This is a genomic window from Streptomyces sp. NPDC059850 (genome assembly GCF_042731515.1).
GTDB lineage: Bacteria > Actinomycetota > Actinomycetes > Streptomycetales > Streptomycetaceae > Streptomyces.
The window spans coordinates 79,692-98,990 of sequence record NZ_JBHWJI010000002.1; the positions used below are offsets into that span (position 1 = coordinate 79,692).

Genomic DNA, 19,299 nt, shown 5'->3' on the forward strand with positions numbered 1-19,299 from the left:
GAACGCACTGAGTCACTGAGTTCGCCCACCTTCACGGAGGCCCGGAACCATGACCCGGAACCCATCTCAGCCCTCCCGGCGCGCCATCCTCGGCGGTGGCGCCTTCGCCGCGCTCGCGGTGACGGCGGCCACCACCGCACCGGCTCACGCCGCCCCCTCCGCCGCCGCCCCGGCGACCCTGGCGGCCCCGGCGGGCGCGTGGCCGACCGAGTTCCCGCTGCCCGACGGCTTCCTCCCCGAGGGGATCACCATCGGCAGAAGGCCGTACGCCTACATGGGCTCGCGCGCCAACGGCGCCGTCCACCGCACCGATCTGCGCACCGGCGAGGGCGCGACGCTCTATGAGGGCGCCACCGGCACGGCCGCCATCGGGCTGAAGGCCGACCGTGACGGCCTGCTCTACATCGCCGGAGGCGGCGGAGGCACCGCGCGGATCGTCGACACCCGCACGGGACGACTCGTCGCCACGCACCAACTGACCGACCCCACCGGCCACTTCATCAACGACGTCGTCCTGCTCGGCGACCGCGCCTGGTTCACCGACTCCCGCGACAGCGTGCTCCACGGCGTACCGCGCGGCCGCGACGGCGAGATCCGCTCCCTGCCGCTCACCGGCGACTGGGTGCAGACGCCCGAGGTGAACAACGCCAACGGCATCGTCGCCACCCCCGACGGCCGAGGTCTGATCGTCGTCAGCAGCCAGCCCGGCAGGCTCTACCGCGTGGACCTGAGGACCGGTTACGCCACCGGGATCGCGCTGCACGGCGCGGGTGACGTCGCGGGCGGCGACGGCCTCGTCCGTATCGGCCGCACCCTGTACGTCGTGCAGAACCGGCAGAACCTCATCAGCGTGTTCGACCTCGACGCCGGGGCCCGCTCCGCGACCCTGCGCCGTACGATCACCGACCCCCGCTTCGACGTCCCCACCACCGCCGCCCGCTGGGGCGACCGCCTGTACCTCGTCAACGCCCGCTTCACCAGCCCGCAGACGCCGGAGACGACGTTCAACGGGGTCGCCGTTTCCCTCTGAGCGCTCACCCGCGGGTTTCCCCCGCTGAAACCCGCGGGCCCGGCGCTGGAACCGGAATGAAGCCGGGCTGAAGCCGACCGCCCGCACTCTCTGAGGCATGACCTCACAAGACGAAACGGCCACCACCCTCACGAACCCCGTCCACCTCACCCCCGAGCAGGTCGAGGACCCCGTACGCGGCTACGCCGACCTCCGTACCCGCGACGAACTCCCGCACGTGGTCCTCCCCGGCCTCCACACCCCCGTCCGGCTCGTCACCCGGTACGCCGACGTCAAGGCCGCGCTCACCGAGCCGAGGCTGATCCGCGACCGCACACGGATCCCCGGCCCGCCTGCCGAAGCGTCCGACGCCCAGGACGAGTTGATGGAGGCGGCCTCCGCCGGGCTCCCCGCCGAGTACGTGAAGTACTTCGCCGGACACCTCGCCCTCTTCGACGGCGACGAGCACGCCCGCCGCCGCGCTCCGCTGACCCGCGCGTTCACTGCCCGCCGCATCGCGGCCCTGCGCGACTTCGTCGAGCGGACGGCGGACGCCCTGATCGCCGAGGCCGACGCGAGCGGCGGCGGTACGGACCTCCTGGGCGAGTTCGCCTACCCCCTCGCCACCCAGGTCATCTGCGAACTGATCGGCGTCGACGAGCGCGACCGCGACCAGGTGTGTTCCTGGATGCGGGACTTCGCCTTCGGCGACGGCAGCCGGGCCGGGGAGGCGCTCGTCGCCCTCGTCGAGCACACCAGGGAGCTCATCGCCCGCCGCCGTGCCGAGCCCACCGGGGACCTGATCTCCGCCCTCCTCCAGGGCGCCCGCGACGACGAGGACCCGCTCACCGAGGACGACCTCATCGGCATCGTCTTCCTGCTCATCAACACCGGGATCACCCCGCCCGCGCTCTTCCTGGCCCACGCCGCCCTCGCCCTGCTCGACCACCCCGAACAGGCCGCCAGGCTGCACGCCGACCCCGCCCTCCTCCCGCGCGCCGTCCCCGAACTCCTGCGGTACGTCTCCATCGTCCGCGTCGGCGCGACCCTCTACGCCACCGAGGACTTCGACTTCGCGGGCACCGCGCTGCGCAGGGGCGAGGCGGTGACGGTGGCCCTGCTCGCCGCCGACCACGACCCGGGGGAGTTCGGCGCCGAGGCCGAACACCTGGAAATCTCCCGGGAGTTCGGCCGAGGCGACGGCCACGTGGCCTTCGGACACGGCGCCCACTACTGCATAGGTGCCGCGCTCGGCCGCCTCATCACCACCGTCGTCCTCGACCGCCTCTTCGTCCGCCGCGCCACCCTGCGACTCGCCGTGACCCGCCCCGCCCTGGAGTTCGCCCACTGGCCGGGCGACGGCTTCCACCTGCTGCGCCTCCCCGTCCACCTATGACCCGCCCCGGCGGACGGCCCCCGGCGGCCTGCCCCCGGCCCTGCGACCTCCGGCCATGCGCCACCCGCCAACGGGGTCGCAGCCACCCCCGCCACCAGCCACTGGCTTCCCGCCACCGGCCCTCGGAAGCCACCGGCCCCCGCCACTGGCTCAGGCGCCCCGGTCCCCGGCTCCGGGCCACCGGGACCAACCGGCCTGCGGTTTCTGGAAGCCACCGGCTCGCGGCCACTGACTCCGGCCCTGTGGCCATCGGTTCCCGGTCACCGACCCTGCCATCGGCTCTGGCGTCCAGTCACCGGTCATCAGCCTTTGGCCGCCGGGGCCTGGCCACTGGCCCCGGTCCTCGGCTCCCGGTCACCGGAGGCCAACACTCGCGGCTGCCGACCCTGGCCCGTTGGCCACCGGCTCCCGGCCACCGGTCCCGGGGCACCGGAAGCCACCGGCCTGCGGTCACCGACAGGGCCCCACCAGCCCAGGCGCCCCGGTACCCGGCCCCGCCACCGGGGCTCGGCCACCGCCACCGGATCGCGGCTCACGCGTCCCGGCTCAGGTGCGGAGTCTCGGCAACGCGGCAGCCCCACGGGGGAGTTCGTTCCGCCTCACGGTGGCGTACGCCGACACCGCGTCGTTCGTACGGCGCGCGTCGGGAACGGGGCGACGCCATCGTCGGCTGGAAGTGCTGCGCCTGGCCCGCGGCTACTGGAAGCCACCGGCCACCGGCCACCGGAAATCACCGGCACCGCCCTCGGTCGCTCAGGCGCGGAGCTTCAGCAACGTGAGCGCCGCGTCCGGGAGTTCGTCCCGGCTCAGGGTGGCGTACGCCGACACCGCCTCCTCGTACGCCGCCCCGTCGGCGGCCTCCGCCGCGCTCCGCGAACGGGCCGACGCCGTCGTCGGCTGGAAGCTCCGCAGACACCGGAACCGCTCCGCCAGCGCGATCAGCCGTACGCCCGTTCCGCACCGCCCCGCCGCCAGGTCGACGTACCCCAGGGCCAGCAGCAGCACCCCGCAGACCGGAAAGTCCGCCCGCGCGCCCAGGAGCGCCGCCAGCCGCTCCGCGAGCGCCGCCGTCCGCTCCGTCACGAGGCCGAGGCGCCCGTGCTGCGCGTGGGCGGCCACCGACACCGCATGGATCTCCAACGCCCAGGGATCCAGCACCTGGCCGCCGTCGGCCTCCAGCGCGCCCGTGGCCCGCCGCCACAACGCCAGACCCCGCTCCGTCTCACCCCGCGCGAGGGCGATCTCCGCGCGTGCCCCGAGGTCGGGCGTGAGCAGGGCCACGGCCTCCTCCGGCCGGTGCAGCACCGCCTGTTCCAGCCAGCGCTCGGCCGCGTCGAGGTCGCCGGTCTGGAGGTTGGCCAGCACCATGCCCCAGCGCAGGCCGAGCATGTCGTTCCAGTCGCCGAGTTCGTCCATGACCCGCATGGCCTCCGCCATGTGGACCCGCGCCTCCGCGCCGCGCTCGGCGTGCAGGCACAGCTCGCTCAGCCGCGAATGAGCCATGACCGCCAGCCACGGCACGGGCCGCACGCGCCGCACGCGCCGTCCCTCGAACGCGCCGAGCATCCGGCGGGCGGCGGCCATGGCCCGTTCCGGCTCGTTCTCGCTCTCCCACAGATAGCCCGCCACCCCCTCCGCGACCCCCGCCACCAGCGGTTCGTCGCTCGCGCACAGCCGCTCCAGGACCGTACGGTCCGGCCCCAGCACCTCGGGCATCCGGCCGAGCACCGTGGCCAGCGCGCCGATCAGGGTGGACGGCGCGGCCGGGGGCAGCCGTCGCAGGACGAGGAGGAAGCGCGGCGCGCCCGAACCCGCCGCTCCGAGGAACGCGTTGACGCTCACCAGCGTCGCGAGCGTACGGACCGGCTCGACGCCATCGGGCTCCGGCCGGTAGCGGGACAGCAGCGGGCCGGTGTCCTCGGCCAGCGCGTTGAGCCGGGTGTAGTGGGCCTCGGTGGCCCACAGCGCGCCGAGGACGGCCGCGGCCGCCACGACCGTCGGCATGTCGCGCGTGTCCAGCCCGATCCGCAGCGCCCGCAGCAGGTTGTCCTGTTCGGCCCGTATCCGCTGCCAGGCGGCGACGGCGTCCGGGCCGAAGGGCGCGTCGTGGTGCGCCATACCGAAGTGTCGTGCCCAGGCGAGGAAACGCGCCGTGACCTGCTCGTCCTCGCCCGCCTCCGCCCGGTGCGCGGCGCTGAACTCCCGTACGGTCTCCAGCATCCGGAACCGGACGCCGCCCGACGGGGTGTCCGTCACCTTGAGCAGCGACTGCCCGACGAGATCCTCCAGGACCTCCAGCGCCTCGTGCCCTACGAGGTGCCCTACGAGGTGTTCGGCCGCGTCGCCCGTGAACCCATCCGGGAACACGGACAGCGCCCGCAGGGCCGCCTGCCCGTCCGGTGCGAGCAGGTTCCAGCTCCAGTCGACCACCGCGCGCAGGGTGCGGTGCCGCTGCGGCGCGTCCCGCGAGCCGCCCCGCAGCAACGCGAACCGGTCCTCCAGCCGCCGGGCGATCTCCCCCACCGACAGCACCCGCACCCGTGCCGCGGCCAGCTCGACGGCGAGCGGCAGCCCGTCGAGACGGCGGCAGAGCCCGGCGACGGCCTCGGCGGGCAGCTCGACATCCGGCCGCGCCGCCCTCGCCCGCTGCTCGAACAGCTCGACCGTGGTCGTGGGGTCCAACTCCGGCAGGAGATAGACGGATTCGGAGGCGATGCCGAGCGGCGTACGGCTCGTGGTGAGCACCCGCAGATCCCGGGTCGCCGCCACCAGCCCCCGCACCAGCTCGGCGACGCCGCCCACCACCTGCTCACAGTTGTCGAGCACCAACAGCCCCGGCCCCACCCCCAGCACCCCGACAACCCCACCCAGCACCTCATCCGAGGCAACACCCCCGCCACGTACCGCCGGGGCAACACCGCCACCCGCGGCCGGGGGAGCACCGTCGCCACCTGCTGCCAGGGGAGCGCTGCCGCTGCCCGCCACCGGGGCAGCACTGCCGCTACCCGTCGCCGGGCCAGCACCTCCACCGCCCGCCACCGGCGAAGTGCCGCCGCCACCCTCCACCGCAGCCGCGAACCCGCCACCCGACGGTCGCCACGCATCCCCCGCACCCACCGCGGAGGCGACCTCGGACACCACGTCCTCATCCCTCGTCACACCCGCCAGCGGCACCAGGTGCACCACCCGTTGCTCGGCCGCCCGCGCCACCGCCGCCGCCAGCCGGGTTTTGCCGAGGCCGCCGGGGCCCACGATCGACGTGACCCGTGACGACCGCAGCAGACCGGCCACGGCCGCGATGTCGCCGTCCCGGCCGAGCAGCGCGTTCGGCTCGTGCGGCACCCCGCGCCGCACCACCGGCGCCTCGCCCCGTAACAGCTCCCCGTGCAGGGCGCGCAACCCCGGGCCCGGGTCGGCGCCCAGTTCGTCGCGCAGCCGCCGCCGGTAGCGCTCGTACGTCGCCAGGGCCGCAGCCGTGCCAGCGGTCGCGGCCTCGCAACGCACCAGCTCCAGTAGCAGTTCCTCGTCCCTCGGGAACTCCCGCACCAGCTCCGCCAGCGGCTCGGCGGCCGCCTCCCGGGCCCCGGTGCGGGCCAGGCCCAGCGCTCGCCCCCGTACGAGGGTCAGGTGTGCCGCCGCCCGCTCGGCCCGCAGCGCCGCCACCGGATCGCCGAACACCGCCTCCGCGTCCCCGCCCCCGACCCCATCCCACAGGGTCAGCCCCTCCTCGGCCTCGGCGAGCGCCCCCGCGTGGTCCCCGGCCCGTGCCTTCTCCGCGCACGCGGCGGCATGCAGCAGAACGGCCGAGGCGTCCACCCGCTCCTCACCGAGCCCCAGCCGGTACCCACTGGGCGTGCTGACCACCACCTCGGCCCCGAGCCGCGACCGCAGCCGCGAGACCAGGATCTGCACCGCCTTGACGGGATTCTCCGGCTGCTCGTCCGGCTCCGGCCACAGCCCGTCGACCAGCCGCCCGGTGCTGCACCCGGTCCGCAGATCACCGGCGAGCAGCGCGAGCAGCCCGCGCAGCCGCGGGGCGGTGATCACCTCCCCGCGATACGAAACCGTCGACAGGACGGTCAACTCGATGGTCACCGGGGCAGGTTAGCGAGAACGGCGGCGCGGCAGGCCCGCCCGGCGCTCGCGCCTCCGCCGCGCGGCCCCCGCGCATGGGCCCCGAGGCGCGTGATCACCCCGGGACCCGGTCGAGGGGGGCGGGATCAGCGCCTCTTGCCCCTCTTCTTCTGCGGTTTGCTCCAGTCGCCCCGGTGCTTCTGGCAGCGGGAGTAACCGATCATCGCGGGGTTCTGGCAAGGCCTCCCCGTAGCCGTCTTGGTCGACCCGCACTTCACCTGCTTGCCCATACGGTTCCCCCTTGCCCGGTCGATGCCGTCTCCGGTGAAGCCTCACCAGGCAGCGGCATGGCTGACACCGACCACGGACACATGGGGCCGAATCCACCCCCCTTTGAGGCCGGATCCCGGCCGCTACTGCTCGCCCTGGGGCAGGTGCGCCTTCGCGTCCTCGTACGTGGCGTCCCCGGGCGCCTCGGCCGGGGCGTAGACCAGGTGCAGCACCCCGGTGCGGAACGTTGCCGAGGACAGCAGCCGCAGCGGGAGCGTGGTCTCGCCCTCGTCGAACAGCCGCATGCCCTTGCGTACGGCGATCGGGTGCACCAGCAGGTGCAACTCGTCCAGCAGCCCGTTGGCCAGCAGCTGCCGGACGACGGAGACCGAGCCGCTCATCGCGATGTCCTTGCCGGATTTGCCCGGTTCGCTCTTCAGCGCGGTGACGGCGTCCACCAGCCCGCCCTTGATCTGCTCGGAGTTCCGCCACGTGAGCGACAGATCCTGACGCGACACGACGATCTTGCGGGCGTCGCCGAGCTTTCTCGCGAAGTCGGCGTCCTCGCCCCCGGCGGCCTCCCGCTCCGGCCACGCTCCGGCGAAGCCCTCGTACGTCTCGCGCCCCAGGAGGAGGGTGTCGGCCGCGCTGAAGGTCGCGTCGACGGCGGCACCCATTTCGTCGTTGAAGTAGGGGAAGTGCCACTGATCGGGCGCCTCAACGACGCCGTCGAGCGAGATGAGCAGGCTGGCGACGATCTTCCTCATGATGCCCCTCCACGAGCGGTACGGATGACCCTTCCTCCTCTCAGACCGCGGACCCCGCACAAACTCATCGGTGGGGCCCTGGCGACACGGAAGCCGGGACGTACGCTGTGGTCGCAGCCGGCGCGTCCCCTCGCGAGGGGGGTAGGCGCCGGTCGCAGCTCAGCCGAAGGAGTACCGCATGTCGATGGTCGGCAACCTCCGGAAAGTGGCGCGCCTGGCCCGTCGGCGCCGCCGCGTCGATCTCAACCACCCCGCCCGCTCACCGCTCGGTACGTCGGTCGTCAACTGCGTGGCGTACGTCGACGGCAAGCGCCAGCCCGGCGACTGTCCGGCCGACGAGGCGATCGAGCGGGTGCGGCGGGCGGGGCGCGGCTTCGTGTGGATCGGGCTGCACGAACCCACCGAGCGGGAGTTCTCCGGGATCGCCGAGCTGTTCGCCCTCCACCCGCTGGCCGTCGAGGACGCCGTCCAGGCGCATCAGCGGCCGAAGCTGGAGACGTACGGCGACACGCTGTTCACCGTCTTCAAGACGGTCCGGTACGTCGATCACGACGAGCTGACCACGACGAGTGAGGTCGTGGACACCGGCGAGGTCATGATCTTCACCGGGCCCGATTTCGTGGTCACCGTACGGCACGGCCGCCACGGATCGCTCGGCCCGCTGCGCGAGGAGCTGGAGGCCGACCCGGCCCAGCTGGCCAAGGGCCCCTCGGCGGTGCTGCACGCCATCGCCGACCACGTGGTCGAGGACTACCTCGCGGTCGCCGACGCGGTGCAGGACGACATCGACCAGGTCGAGACCGACGTCTTCGCCCGCGAGCCCTCGTACCGGGCCGATCCGGGCCGGATCTACCAGCTCAAGCGCGAGCTGCTGGAGCTGAAGCGCGCCGTGGCGCCCCTGGACCGCCCGATGGAGCGGCTCTCCACGCAGCGCCTCCCGGCGGTCGACGTCGACATCCAGAAGTACTTCCGGGACGTCGCCGACCACCTGGACCGGGTCACCGACCAGATCGCGGCCTTCGACGACCTGCTGAACTCCATACTCCAGGCCCACCTCGCCCAGGTGACCGTCGCCCAGAACGAGGACATGCGCAAGATCACCGCCTGGGCGGCGATCATCGCCGTGCCGACGATGGTGTGCGGCGTGTACGGGATGAATTTCGACCACATGCCGGAGCTGCGGTGGCGCTTCGGCTACCCGTTGGTCCTGATCGTGATCGTCACCGCGTGTTTCGGCATCCACCGGGGCTTCCGCCGCAACGGCTGGCTCTAGCCGCTGTCACCCGTCGTCACCCGTCGTGGCGCTGTCGGTAGTGCTCGCGCCAGCGCGGCGTCGCGGCGCCGTCGAGGACGGTCATCACCACGTCGTGCGCCAGCCGGTCGTCGATCGGCGCATGGCCGAACAGCACCCGGTGGTACGTGGTGGCGGCCAGCAGGTCGAGCAGCAGGTCGAGGTCGGCGTCCGCGCGGAGGTCACCGCGTTCGATGCCGCGGAGCAGCGCCGCCTTGGTGGTGGCCCGCCGGGGGTGGAAGATCGTCTCGGCGAAGACCCGGTCCAGCTCGGGGTCACCGGCCAGGTCCGCGATCAGCGCGGGCAGCGTACGGCGGCCGAAGGCGCCCCCGAAGGCCTGGCCGATGGTCTCGATGCCCAGGATCAGGTCGCAGTGGGTGCACCCGGTGTCGGGGGTGGGGGCGGTGCCCATGATCTCGCCCAGGGCCGTGATGACCAGCAGCTGCCGTGACGCCCAGCGGCGCCGGATGGCCGGTTTGGTGGTCCCCGCCCGGGCGGCGACCCCCTCCAGCGTGAGACCGGGGTAGCCGACCTCCGCGAGCACCTCCCGGGTGGCGGTCAGGATCGCGCCGTCGAGCCGCGCGTCCCGAGGCCGCCCTGCCGCCCTGGGCTCGGCGGTGCGGGCGGAGGTGCTGCCGGGGTTTGCCATGGCGCCCAGTATAGGTAGCATGCATTTTCGTTCCGTTCCGTAACGTAATGAAATTAGCGGAGGCCCTTATGCCACGGCGGGAACTGGCCGCAGAACCACTGGACCCGGCCCGGGCGCAGAGTGTCTTCCAGCCCCCATACACGGCCCTGACCTGGGGAATCGTCCTCTCGGTCGGCCTGGTGGCCTTCGAGTCGATGGGCGTGGCCACGGTGCTCCCGGAGATCGCGGGCAAGCTGGGCGGCCTCAACGCCTACGGCTGGGGCTTCTCCGCGCTGATGCTCGCCAACCTGATCGGCACCGTCGCCGCGGGCCGCTCCGCCGACCGCCGTGGCCCGGCCAGGCCCCTCGGCGTCGGCCTGGCCGTCTTCGCGGTCGGTTGCGCCCTGGCCGGGGCCGCGCCGAACTGGCCGGTCTTCCTCGCCGGGCGCTTCGTACAGGGCCTCGGCGTCGGCGCCGTGATGGCCCTGGCGTACACCGTCATCGGCCTGCACTACGCGGAACACCTCAGGGCCCGGATGTTCGCGCTGGTCTCCGGCGCCTGGACGGTCCCCTCGCTCGCCGGTCCGGCCGTCGCCGGGCTGATCGCCGAACACCTCCACTGGCGCGGTGTGTTCGTCCTGCTCCTGCCGCTGATCGCGCTCGCCTGGGCCATGGCGGTGCCCCCGCTGGCGCGCCGCGGCCACCCGAACCCGCCCGCCGTCCCGGCTCGCGGGGTGTGGTGGCGCGGCCCGGTGGCCCGCGGAATCCTGGTCAGCGCGGGCACCGCTGTGTTGCTCGGCGGCCTGCAGTTCACCAACCTCGCCCTGCTGCTGCCGCTCGCGCTGCTCGGCGCCGTGGCCGCGGTGCTGGGCCTGCGTACCGTGCTGCCGACGGGGACGTTGCGCGGCAGGCGCGGCGTACCGACCGGCGTGCTGATCCGCTTCCTGCTGTGCGGCGCGTACTTCGGCAGCGAGGCGTTCCTGCCCCTCGGCCTCACCGAACTGCGCGGCCTGAGCACCACCGAGGCGGGCCTCGGCCTGTCCGCCGGGGCCATCGCCTGGGTGCTCGGCGCGGCCTGGCAGGGCCGGGCGGACGACCGCTGGAGCGGGCGCTCCCGGGCGCTGCCGATCGCCATCGGCAGCGCGGTCCTGGCCGCGGGCGTCGCGATCATCGCCGCGGGCATCCTGATCGACGCGGTGCCCGCCCTGGTCGCCGTGATCGGCTGGTCCGTCGGCGGCGTCGGCATGGGCATCGCCTTCAACGCCGCGACCACCGACGCCATGGAGCAGGCACCCGCCGACCGGCAGGGCGAGGCGAGCGGCGCGATGCAACTCGCCCAGACCCTGGCCACCGCCGTCCTCAGCGGCCTCGGCGGCGCGGCCATAGCCCTGTCCCACGCCCACGAAGCCCCCACCACCACAGCCCTGACAGCCACCTTCGCCCTCACCCTGGCCCTGGCCGCCACAGCCGCCGCGACGGCCCACCGCATCAGGCCCAGGCCCTGACCGTCTAGCCTGATCCGCCCTGAGCGGGTTGAACGGGTTGAACGGGGAGACGGGGGCGCCATGACACTGAACCGCAAGGGCGCCCGGCGCCTCGTCGTCGACGGAACGGCCTACCGCTGGCGGCTGTGGCGCAGGCCAACGTACTGCCAGGGCCTGGCGTGGTCCGCGTGCACATACGCGGTCGAGCACGCGGACCACCCAGGCACGACGCTCGTGGTGACCACCAACCAGCCTCACCCGGGCAATTGGCTCGGCCGCGAGGCCAACCCCGTACTGCCGTCGTCCGTCGCAGTGCGGCCAGGTCGTGGCTGTCGAACGTGGAGTTCTCCAGCCACTTGACCGAGCCGAGGAAGAACACGATGTCGAAGGGCCCGTAGCGGACGGAGCCGTCGCGGATCACTTCGCGGTGGCCCGCTCGATCCATTCGCGGTGGGCCGTCAGGTCGGTGTAGATGCCGGGGCCGGTGGCACACTTCGGATCGGCGTCGCCGTCGCGGCTGGTCGCCCCGATCAGTTCCCACCGTCCGGGACGGCCGGTGATCTGCGGCCCGCCGGAGTCGAGAATGCACGCCTGTGCGTTCTTGGTGGGGCTGTCGGTGCACAGCTCGTTGTCCGCGTTGTAGTTCTCGCTGCACCGGTCGTCGGAGACGATCTTGGTGTCCAGCTCCTGCAGACGCATCGGGGGGTCCGGGCACTCGCTGCCGTCCTCGCAGGTCATTCCCCAGCCGAGGATTCGCGTGTCGGTATCCGTGGGCGCGGATTTTGCGGCCAGCTTGATGGGCTTCGCGTCCACGGGGTGGTCCAGCTTCATGACGGCCACGTCGTTGCGGAACGGCTCGTAGGAGAAGTCCGGGTGGGCGATGACCTTGGTGACCTTCGCTGTCGCACCCTTCGTGCGATCGTGGTCGCCGACCCGCACGGAAAGCTGCTGGGGCTTGACGTTCACCGCGCAGTGCCCGGCGGTCACGATCCAGTCCGGCTTGATCAGGGAGGCTCCGCAGTAGTGGTGGCCGTCCTTCTGCACGCTCACCATGAACGGGTACGGAGAGGTGGCTTCGCGCCCCCCGATGATCGCTGATGCCGATGGTGTCACTGCCATGGTGAGCGTGATCGCCCCCGCCACCGCGCACAGTGCCGCCTTGCCGCGCTTGCCGCGCTTGGCCATCTGTCCTCCTGTGTCTCGTTGAGGATTTGGTGTCCAGCCTGTCCCGGTCGGCACCCGCGGCGCGTCACTCTTTCCGCTCGGGTCGACGTGCCCGAAAGTCGTACGGCACGTCGGCCTGGATCGTGCCGTGGGACGACCGCGAGGTGACGGCGGATACCGTGTGTGCAGGCGATGTTGCCCGTACGCGGACGAGGTGGTGGCGTGAGTGACCGTCAAGGTGGTCCTCCTCGAAGACGAGGAGTTGGTGCGCAAGGGCATCCGGATGATCCTCGACGCCGACCCGGGCATCGAGGTGGTCGCCGAAGGCGATGACGGCTCGGTGGCGGTGGAGCTGGTGGCCAGGCACCGCCCGGACGTCGTGCTCACCGACATCCAGATGCCCCGCGTCGGCGGCCTGGAGGTCGCCCGGCAGCTCGCCGCGCTGCCCGATCCTCCCGCCGTCGGGGTGCTCACCACGTTCGACGTCGACGAATACGTCTACGCCGCACTCCAGCACGGCGCGGCCGGGTTCCTGCTCAAAGACACCTCGCCGCGCGAACTGGCCGACGCGGTACGGGTCCTCGCGCGCGGCGAGGCGATGCTCTCACCGCGCATCACCACCAAGCTGCTGGCCGCCTTCGCTACGGGCGCGGTCGCCCCGCAAGCGCGCTCGCGGATGGCGGAGCTGACCGCCCGCTAGCGCGAGGTCGCCGTGGCGGTCGCCCAAGGCCACAGCAACTCCCGCATCGCCACCGAGCTGTTCGTGAGCCAGTCCACGGTCAAGGTCCATCTCAGCCGGATCATGACCAAGCTCGACGCCGCCAACCGCACCCAGGTCGCGCTCATCGCCCACGACGCCGGACTGACCTGAACGCCTGACTCATCCGGTTGCGGGCGCTCCGGTTGTGGGCGCTCCGGTCACCGACGGGGGCAGCGCGGCATCGATCCGGAAGCCGCCGTCACCGGTGGGCCCGGACCCGATGGTGCCGCCGGCCAGCCGGACCCGCTCCGTCAGACCGATCAGCCCGTGTCCCCCGCTGGGCAGCAGAGGCCCGCCGTCGGCAGTCGGTTCGGCGGACTTCTCGGGCGGGCCGTTGACGATCCGTACGCGCACGGTTCGCGGGCCGAACGCGAGGTGGATCTGCGTCGTGGCGCCCGGGGCGTGCTTGTGCACGTTGGTCAGAGCCTCCTGTACGACCCGGTGTGCGGCACGCTCGACCGGCTCTGCCAGCGGCTGCGGCGCGCCCTCGACGATCACGGTGACGGGCAGCCCGGCGGTCCGGGAGCCGTCGGCCAGCTCGGCGATCCGGTCGACGGCCGCGCCGGGGACAGCCGCACCGGGGACGGGCGGCTCCCCGGCCCCGGTGTCCGGGGCACCGGCCGGGCCACCGGCCGGGCGGTTTCTGAGGAGCCCCAGCATCTCGCGGAGTTCGGTGAGCGCGCGCTGACCGGCCGTCCGGATGATCTGCGCCGTCTCGCCCGTCATCTCCGGGTCGTGGGCGACGACGCTGAGCGCGTTGGCGTGTACGACGATCAGACTCACCTGGTGGGAGACCACGTCGTGCATCTCTCCGGCGATGCGCCGGCGCTCCTCTTCCCGCACGGCCTCGGCGACGAGCCGCTGTTCCCGCTCGGCGCGCTCCGCCCGTTCGACGAGACCGGCGACGACGGCGCGCCGTTGACCCACGTAGAGCCCCAGCAGCAGCGGCACCAGACAGGAGAAGACGAAGTTCACCGCGAACCAGGTCACCACGGTCCGGAAGCTGGACCACGCTGCCGCGTTCCAGGGCGCGAGGGCCACCAGCCCGACACCGGCCGAGGCCCAGGCGATCCGGCGGCTGTGCGGGCCGCGATAGGCGCCCTCCGCGTAGTAGGCGAGGGGCGATACGAAAGGCGAGACCTGAAGGACCTTGGCCAGCAGTCCGGCGGCGAGTACCAGTTCGGGGGCCCGGCGCCGTACGAGCAGCGGTAGAGCGCTCACCGCGGAGATCACCAGGTTCGCCCAGGGAACGGCCGGTCCCAGGTAGGGGTTCTGGAAACTGTTCCCCACCGCGAGCAGCAACGCGACGACCGTCAGCCCCAAGTCCACGGCACGCGCCGGCAGGAGGGGCGAGCGCGGTACGGGCCGCGCCGCGAGGCTCTGCTCCGTGCCCCCGTCGCCGGGAGGCAGAAACGCCCAGCCGCGCAGCGTGTTCCCGAGCCGGCGGATGTGGCTGGTGGTACTCACCCGGCGAGGATAGAAGGCAGCACCGGGCACCGGACCCGGCGGGCACTCAGCCGGTGCCCACTGCGACGACGGCCCGCAGGCCCCGGCGCCAACCGCGACCACGAACGCCGAAGGGCCCCACCGCGAACGGTGGGGCCCTTCGACATTGTGCCCGGTGAAGGCACGGCGGAGGATACGAGATTCGAACTCGTGAGGGGTTGCCCCCAACACGCTTTCCAAGCGTGCGCCCTAGGCCTCTAGGCGAATCCTCCGCTGGAGACTCTACAAGACGATCGGGAGTGCTCGCGAACTCGTTCCCACCCCGGTCTATCCGCTAGGGTGGGGGCCAGCCCCTCACGTGGCGCTATCTCACCGAACTCCCCCAGGGCCGGAAGGCAGCAAGGGTAAGTGGGCTCTGGCGGGTGCGTGGGGGGCCCTTTCGTTTGTGGGGGCGTTGCGGGCGGGGACCCGGGCGGCGTCCGGATGTCGGTGGGCCCCGATATCGTCGTAAGCGTGTCGTCCCTCGCGCTGTACCGCCGCTACCGCCCCGAGACCTTCGCGGAGGTCATCGGGCAGGAGCATGTCACCGATCCCTTGCAGCAGGCGCTGCGCAACAACCGGGTCAACCACGCGTATCTGTTCAGTGGTCCGCGCGGCTGTGGCAAGACGACCAGTGCGCGCATCCTGGCCCGCTGTCTGAACTGTGAGAAGGGTCCCACCCCGGCGCCGTGCGGGGAGTGTCAGTCCTGCCAGGACCTCGCGCGGAACGGGCCCGGGTCGATCGATGTCATCGAGATCGACGCCGCGTCGCACGGTGGTGTGGACGACGCGCGGGAGCTGCGGGAGAAGGCCTTCTTCGGGCCCGCGTCGAGCCGCTACAAGATCTACATCATCGACGAGGCCCACATGGTCACCTCGGCGGGGTTCAACGCCCTGCTGAAGGTGGTCGAGGAGCCGCCGGAGCATCTGAAGTTCATCTTCGCGACCACCGAGCCCGAGAAGGTCATCGGCACGATCCGGTCGCGTACCCACCACTATCCGTTCCGGCTGGTGCCCCCGGGGACGCTTCGCGACTATCTGGGCGAGGTCTGCGGGCGCGAGGACATTCCGGTCGAGGACGGGGTGCTGCCGCTGGTGGTGCGGGCGGGCGCCGGGTCCGTCCGGGACTCGATGTCGGTCATGGACCAGCTGCTCGCGGGCGCGAGCGACGACGGCGTGACGTACGCCATGGCCACCTCGCTGCTCGGTTATACGGACGGCTCGCTGCTCGACGCGATCGTGGAGGCGTTCGCGGCGACGGACGGCGCGGCGGCCTTCGAGGTCGTGAACACGGTGATCGAGGGCGGCAACGATCCCCGGCGCTTCGTCGCCGACCTGCTGGAGCGGCTGCGTGACCTGGTGATCCTCGCCGCCGTGCCGGACGCGGCGGACAAGGGGCTCATCGACGCCCCGGCCGATGTGGTCGAGCGGATGCAGGCGCAGGCGTCGGTCTTCGGCGGGGCCGAGCTGAGCCGGGCGGCCGATCTCGTCAACACGGGGCTGACGGAGATGCGCGGCGCCACCTCGCCCCGGCTGCAGCTGGAGCTGATCTGCGCGCGGGTGCTGCTGCCCGCCGCCTTCGACGACGAACGGTCCGTCCAGTCGCGGCTGGAGCGGCTGGAGCGGGGTGCCCTGGCCGGCGGCCTGGGCGGTGGCGGCGGTGTCGCTGGTGGGCCCGCCGGGCCTGCTGTGGGGTACGTACCGGGGCCCGACGCCCACGTACCGGCCGGGCCCGCCGGTCCGGCGGCCGCCCGTGCGGCGATGTCCGGCGGTCGTGGGCCGGACGCGGGAGCCCCTGTGGCACAGCCCAGCGCGCCGGACGAGGGGCCGCCCGCCGGTGCCGGTGGCGCTGCGGCGCCTGCGTACGACGCTTCCGGCGGGGGCACGGAGCCCGCGCCCGGCGGCGGTCCGGCCGGTGACGACGGCGGCGCGGACAGTGGCGCGCGGCGCCCCGGCGCCTGGCCTGCGGCAGGCGGAGGCGGAGGCGGCGGCGCTGCCGGGCAGGCGGCGGCGCCGGGCGGCGGGCAGCGGCCCGGGGCCTGGCCTGCGAGCACTCAGCCCGGTGCGGGCGGCGGCGGGCAGCAGCCCGGCGGTGCGCCCGCTGCGGGCGGCGGCGGGGGACAGCGGCCGGGGGCCTGGCCCTCGGCTTCCGCGCCGGGATCGGGGGCTGCCGCGCCCGCCCCGGCCCCGGCCCCGACAGCGGCCGGGCAGGGGCGTCCGGCCGGTGGGCCCGGCCAGCCGCAGCCGACACCGGGCATGGCGCAGGGCGCCCAGCAGGTGCGGCAGATGTGGCCGGACATCCTGGAGGCGGTCAAGAACCGCCGCCGCTTCACCTGGATCCTGCTGAGCCAGAACGCGACGGTCTCCGGCTTCGACGGCACCACCCTCCAGATCGGGTTCCCCAACGCGGGCGCCCGTGACAGCTTCGCCAACGGCGGTAGTGAGGACATCCTGCGGCAGGCCCTCAACGACGCGATCGGTGTGCAGTGGCGCATCGAGGCGATCGTCGATCCTTCCGGAGGACAGGGCGGTCCGGGCGGCGGTCCGGGCGGGCCCGGGCCGGGAGCGTCCGGCGGTCCCGGCGGCTTCGGCGGTGGCGGAAGCGGAGGCGGCGGCAGCAGCAGCTTCTTCGGCGGAGGCGGAGGCGCAGGCGGGGGAGCAGGCGGCGGCGCAGGCACAGGCGGCGGCGCCAGCGCGGGCGGCGGCCAGCCCGCCCCGCCCCGGCCGCCCGCCTCCGCGCCCCCGTCCGCCCCCACCGCACCGTCGGCCCCGGCCCCGGCGCCCGCGCCCGCCGACGCGGGGCCGCCCGCCGAGGCGTCCGCGTACCGGGAGTACCGGGAGCCCGAGCCTCCGCCCATCTCGCCGGAGGAGGACATGCCCGCCGAGGACGACCCGGATCTCGACGAGACCGCGCTGAGCGGGCATGACCTCATCGTGCGCGAGCTGGGCGCCACGGTCATCGAGGAGATCGCGAACGAGTAGGCCACGTAGCGGCCAGGCAGCGGCCGCGTATGGGCCGTGTAAGGGAGGGGCGGGCCGCGGCCGTCTCCTCCGTACGGCGTAGGGCAAGGCGCCGTAGGAGCACGTAGGCTCGGGCTATCGAAGAGAACCGCAGTCGACAGCCAGGAGCGAACTCGTGATTCCCGGTGGTGGCCAGCCTGACATGCAGCAGCTGCTGCAGCAGGCGCAGAAGATGCAGCAGGACCTCGCCGCGGCCCAGGAAGAGCTGGCCCGTACCCCTGTCGAGGGGTCCTCGGGTGGTGGGCTGGTGAAGGCGACCGTGACCGGTGCCGGTGAGCTGCAGGGTCTGGTGATCGACCCGAAGGCGGTGGACCCGGAGGACACCGAGACCCTCGCGGACCTCGTCGTCGCGGCCGTTCGCGACGCGAACCACGTGGCGCAGGAGCTACAGCAGACGAAGCTCGGCCCGCTGGCACAGGGACTGGGCGGGATGCCGGGCCTGCCCTTCTGAGACCGTTCGACGGGCGCTGTGCCCCGTTTCGACCGGCGCAACCGAAAATTCATATGCGGTACAGCCACCGCGCGGCGGCGCGAGATTGGATGCAGGCGTGTACGAGGGCGTGGTCCAGGACCTTATCGACGAGTTGGGCAGGCTGCCCGGCGTCGGTCCCAAGAGCGCGCAGCGGATCGCCTTCCACATCCTCCAGTCCGAGCCCACCGACGTCCGACGCCTCGCTCACGCGCTGACCGAGGTCAAGGAGAAGGTGCGGTTCTGCGCGGTGTGCGGGAACGTCGCCGAGGCCGAGCAGTGCCGGGTCTGCCAGGACCCGCGCCGCGACCCCGCGGTCATCTGCGTGGTCGAGGAGCCGAAGGACGTTGTCGCGATCGAGCGGACGCGCGAGTTCCGCGGCCGCTATCACGTACTCGGCGGGGCGATCAGCCCCATCGAGGGCGTGGGCCCGGACGATCTGCGGATCAGGGAGCTGCTGGCCCGGCTCGCGGACGGAACGGTCACCGAGCTGATCCTGGCCACCGATCCGAATCTGGAGGGTGAAGCCACCGCCACGTACCTCGCGCGCATGATCAAGCCCATGGGGCTGAAGGTCACGCGCTTGGCCAGTGGTCTTCCCGTCGGGGGAGACCTGGAGTATGCCGACGAGGTCACGCTGGGTCGTGCCTTCGAAGGGAGAAGACTTCTCGATGTCTGACGCAACGTTGCACGACGCACACCCGGACCCGGACGACTTCGCGGTCCAGATCGCCGATCAGATCGAGAGTTTCATCGTCGCGGTCACCGAGGTCGCCAAGGGCGACGAACCGGACAGCGCTGTGCCGTTCCTGCTGCTCGAGCTCTCCCAGCTGATCCTCGCCGGCGGCAGGCTCGGCGCGCACGAGGACTTCGTACCGGACGAGCGGTACGAGCCGGACGCCGGTCCGGAGCCGGACGTCGACGAGCTGCGGGAGCGGTTCGCCCGGCTGCTGGAGCCGGTGGACATCTACTCGGAGGTGTTCGACCCGTACGTACCGCGCAGTGAGCCCGTCCCCTGCCGGATCTCCGACGACCTCGCCCTGATCATCACGGATCTGCGGCACGGCATGGCGCACTACCGCGAGGGCCGGATCAGCGAGGCGCTGTGGTGGTGGCAGTTCTCGTACCTGTCCAACTGGGGTACGACCGCTTCCGCCGCCCTGCGCGCGCTCCAGTCGCTCGTCGCGCACGTCCGGCTGGACAGCCCGCTGGACGAGCTGGACGGGCTGGACACGGACAGTAACTCGGGCGGGGACGAGGCGCTGGCGGAGGAGGCCGGGCGGGTCATGGCGGCGGAGATCGCGGAGCCGCTGGGGCTGCGTTCCCTGCGCCCCTGAGACGCCGCTGAGTCGCCCCTGAGCCGCGCTTGAGACGCCGCCGGGGGCGCCCCTGAGGCGCCCCCGGGAACCCCGCGCGCCCTGTGAGCTGGGTTACGTTCCCGTGTGCTTCGCCGGGAAGCGGGCAGGGTTCGTCGCTGAACG

At 72.9% G+C, this 19,299-nt stretch carries 13 protein-coding genes, 1 tRNA gene, 1 other RNA gene and 1 pseudogene; 10 read left to right on the forward strand and 6 right to left on the reverse strand.

What is annotated here, in order from left to right:
* Positions 1-49: 49 nt before the first annotated feature.
* Together ACFV9T_RS02290 and ACFV9T_RS02295 are read left to right on the forward strand one after the other, a co-directional pair.
* Positions 50-1,030 (forward strand): superoxide dismutase, encoded by a 981-nt coding sequence (locus ACFV9T_RS02290; protein WP_385436201.1) that lies wholly within the window; start codon positions 50-52, stop codon positions 1,028-1,030.
* Between the two features lie 97 nt (positions 1,031-1,127).
* Complete coding sequence (locus ACFV9T_RS02295) at positions 1,128-2,405, forward strand: cytochrome P450 (RefSeq protein ID WP_385436202.1); 1,278 nt, start codon at positions 1,128-1,130, stop codon at positions 2,403-2,405.
* A 753-nt stretch (positions 2,406-3,158) separates the two neighbouring features.
* Here the strand turns inward: ACFV9T_RS02295 and ACFV9T_RS02300 are convergent.
* Both ACFV9T_RS02300 and ACFV9T_RS02305 read right to left on the reverse strand, forming a co-directional pair.
* Entirely contained in the window at positions 3,159-6,500 is a 3,342-nt protein-coding gene (locus ACFV9T_RS02300; protein WP_385436203.1) for an ATP-binding protein, read from the reverse strand.
* 392 nt (positions 6,501-6,892) lie between these two features.
* Positions 6,893-7,516 carry a dihydrofolate reductase family protein gene (locus ACFV9T_RS02305; protein WP_385436204.1) on the reverse strand — a complete coding sequence of 208 codons (624 nt, stop codon included), beginning with the start codon at positions 7,514-7,516 and terminating at the stop codon, positions 6,893-6,895.
* A 178-nt stretch (positions 7,517-7,694) separates the two neighbouring features.
* Here ACFV9T_RS02305 and ACFV9T_RS02310 point away from each other — a divergent pair, with 178 nt between their 5' ends.
* Complete coding sequence (locus ACFV9T_RS02310) at positions 7,695-8,789, forward strand: magnesium and cobalt transport protein CorA (protein ID WP_385436205.1); 1,095 nt, start codon at positions 7,695-7,697, stop codon at positions 8,787-8,789.
* 16 nt (positions 8,790-8,805) lie between these two features.
* Here ACFV9T_RS02310 and ACFV9T_RS02315 read toward each other — a convergent pair whose 3' ends face one another.
* A complete protein-coding gene (locus ACFV9T_RS02315) occupies positions 8,806-9,456 on the reverse strand; it encodes a TetR-like C-terminal domain-containing protein (RefSeq protein ID WP_385436206.1) in 651 nt (216 codons plus the stop codon).
* 68 nt (positions 9,457-9,524) lie between these two features.
* Between ACFV9T_RS02315 and ACFV9T_RS02320 the strand changes: the two genes are divergently transcribed.
* Positions 9,525-10,940: an MFS transporter gene (locus ACFV9T_RS02320; protein ID WP_385436207.1), complete on the forward strand. Its 1,416-nt coding sequence runs from the start codon at positions 9,525-9,527 to the stop codon at positions 10,938-10,940.
* Between the two features lie 396 nt (positions 10,941-11,336).
* Here the strand turns inward: ACFV9T_RS02320 and ACFV9T_RS02325 are convergent, their stop codons facing one another.
* Positions 11,337-12,104 carry a S1 family peptidase gene (locus ACFV9T_RS02325; RefSeq protein ID WP_385436208.1) on the reverse strand — a complete coding sequence of 256 codons (768 nt, stop codon included), beginning with the start codon at positions 12,102-12,104 and terminating at the stop codon, positions 11,337-11,339.
* Positions 12,105-12,309: 205 nt separating this feature from the next.
* Here ACFV9T_RS02325 and ACFV9T_RS02330 point away from each other — a divergent pair.
* Positions 12,310-12,954, forward strand: a pseudogene (locus ACFV9T_RS02330) (response regulator).
* 9 nt (positions 12,955-12,963) lie between these two features.
* Here ACFV9T_RS02330 and ACFV9T_RS02335 read toward each other — a convergent pair.
* The gene (locus ACFV9T_RS02335) at positions 12,964-14,310 is read right to left on the reverse strand and encodes a sensor histidine kinase (protein WP_385436209.1); all 1,347 of its coding nucleotides are present in this window, start codon (positions 14,308-14,310) and stop codon (positions 12,964-12,966) included.
* A gap of 166 nt (positions 14,311-14,476) precedes the next feature.
* Positions 14,477-14,561, reverse strand: a tRNA-Ser gene (locus tag ACFV9T_RS02340).
* 74 nt (positions 14,562-14,635) lie between these two features.
* Between ACFV9T_RS02340 and ffs the strand changes: the two genes are divergently transcribed.
* From ffs to ACFV9T_RS02365, 5 genes are all read left to right on the forward strand, one after another.
* Positions 14,636-14,730: signal recognition particle sRNA small type (ffs, locus tag ACFV9T_RS02345), an RNA gene on the forward strand.
* Between the two features lie 72 nt (positions 14,731-14,802).
* Complete coding sequence (locus ACFV9T_RS02350; RefSeq protein ID WP_385436210.1) at positions 14,803-17,310, forward strand: DNA polymerase III subunit gamma and tau; 2,508 nt, start codon at positions 14,803-14,805, stop codon at positions 17,308-17,310.
* Between the two features lie 154 nt (positions 17,311-17,464).
* Positions 17,465-17,800 carry a YbaB/EbfC family nucleoid-associated protein gene (locus tag ACFV9T_RS02355; RefSeq protein WP_009716707.1) on the forward strand — a complete coding sequence of 112 codons (336 nt, stop codon included), beginning with the start codon at positions 17,465-17,467 and terminating at the stop codon, positions 17,798-17,800.
* Positions 17,801-17,897: 97 nt separating this feature from the next.
* On the forward strand, positions 17,898-18,497 hold the full coding sequence (gene recR, locus ACFV9T_RS02360; RefSeq protein WP_009716708.1) for a recombination mediator RecR: 600 nt from the start codon (positions 17,898-17,900) through the stop codon (positions 18,495-18,497).
* On the forward strand, positions 18,490-19,155 hold the full coding sequence (locus ACFV9T_RS02365) for a DUF5063 domain-containing protein (RefSeq protein WP_385436211.1): 666 nt from the start codon (positions 18,490-18,492) through the stop codon (positions 19,153-19,155). Before recR ends, ACFV9T_RS02365 begins: the two co-directional genes overlap by 8 nt.
* Positions 19,156-19,299 lie beyond the last annotated feature (144 nt).

Coding starts and splice junctions, on each gene's coding strand:
- ACFV9T_RS02290 (WP_385436201.1), top strand. CDS start 50: ATGACCCGGAACCCATCTCAGCCCTCCCGGCGCGCCATCCTCGGCGGT.
- ACFV9T_RS02310 (WP_385436205.1), top strand. CDS start 7,695: ATGTCGATGGTCGGCAACCTCCGGAAAGTGGCGCGCCTGGCCCGTCGG.
- ACFV9T_RS02320 (WP_385436207.1), top strand. CDS start 9,525: ATGCCACGGCGGGAACTGGCCGCAGAACCACTGGACCCGGCCCGGGCG.
- ACFV9T_RS02325 (WP_385436208.1), bottom strand. CDS start 12,104: ATGGCCAAGCGCGGCAAGCGCGGCAAGGCGGCACTGTGCGCGGTGGCG.
- ACFV9T_RS02315 (WP_385436206.1), bottom strand. CDS start 9,456: ATGGCAAACCCCGGCAGCACCTCCGCCCGCACCGCCGAGCCCAGGGCG.
- ACFV9T_RS02295 (WP_385436202.1), top strand. CDS start 1,128: ATGACCTCACAAGACGAAACGGCCACCACCCTCACGAACCCCGTCCAC.
- ACFV9T_RS02305 (WP_385436204.1), bottom strand. CDS start 7,516: ATGAGGAAGATCGTCGCCAGCCTGCTCATCTCGCTCGACGGCGTCGTT.
- ACFV9T_RS02365 (WP_385436211.1), top strand. CDS start 18,490: ATGTCTGACGCAACGTTGCACGACGCACACCCGGACCCGGACGACTTC.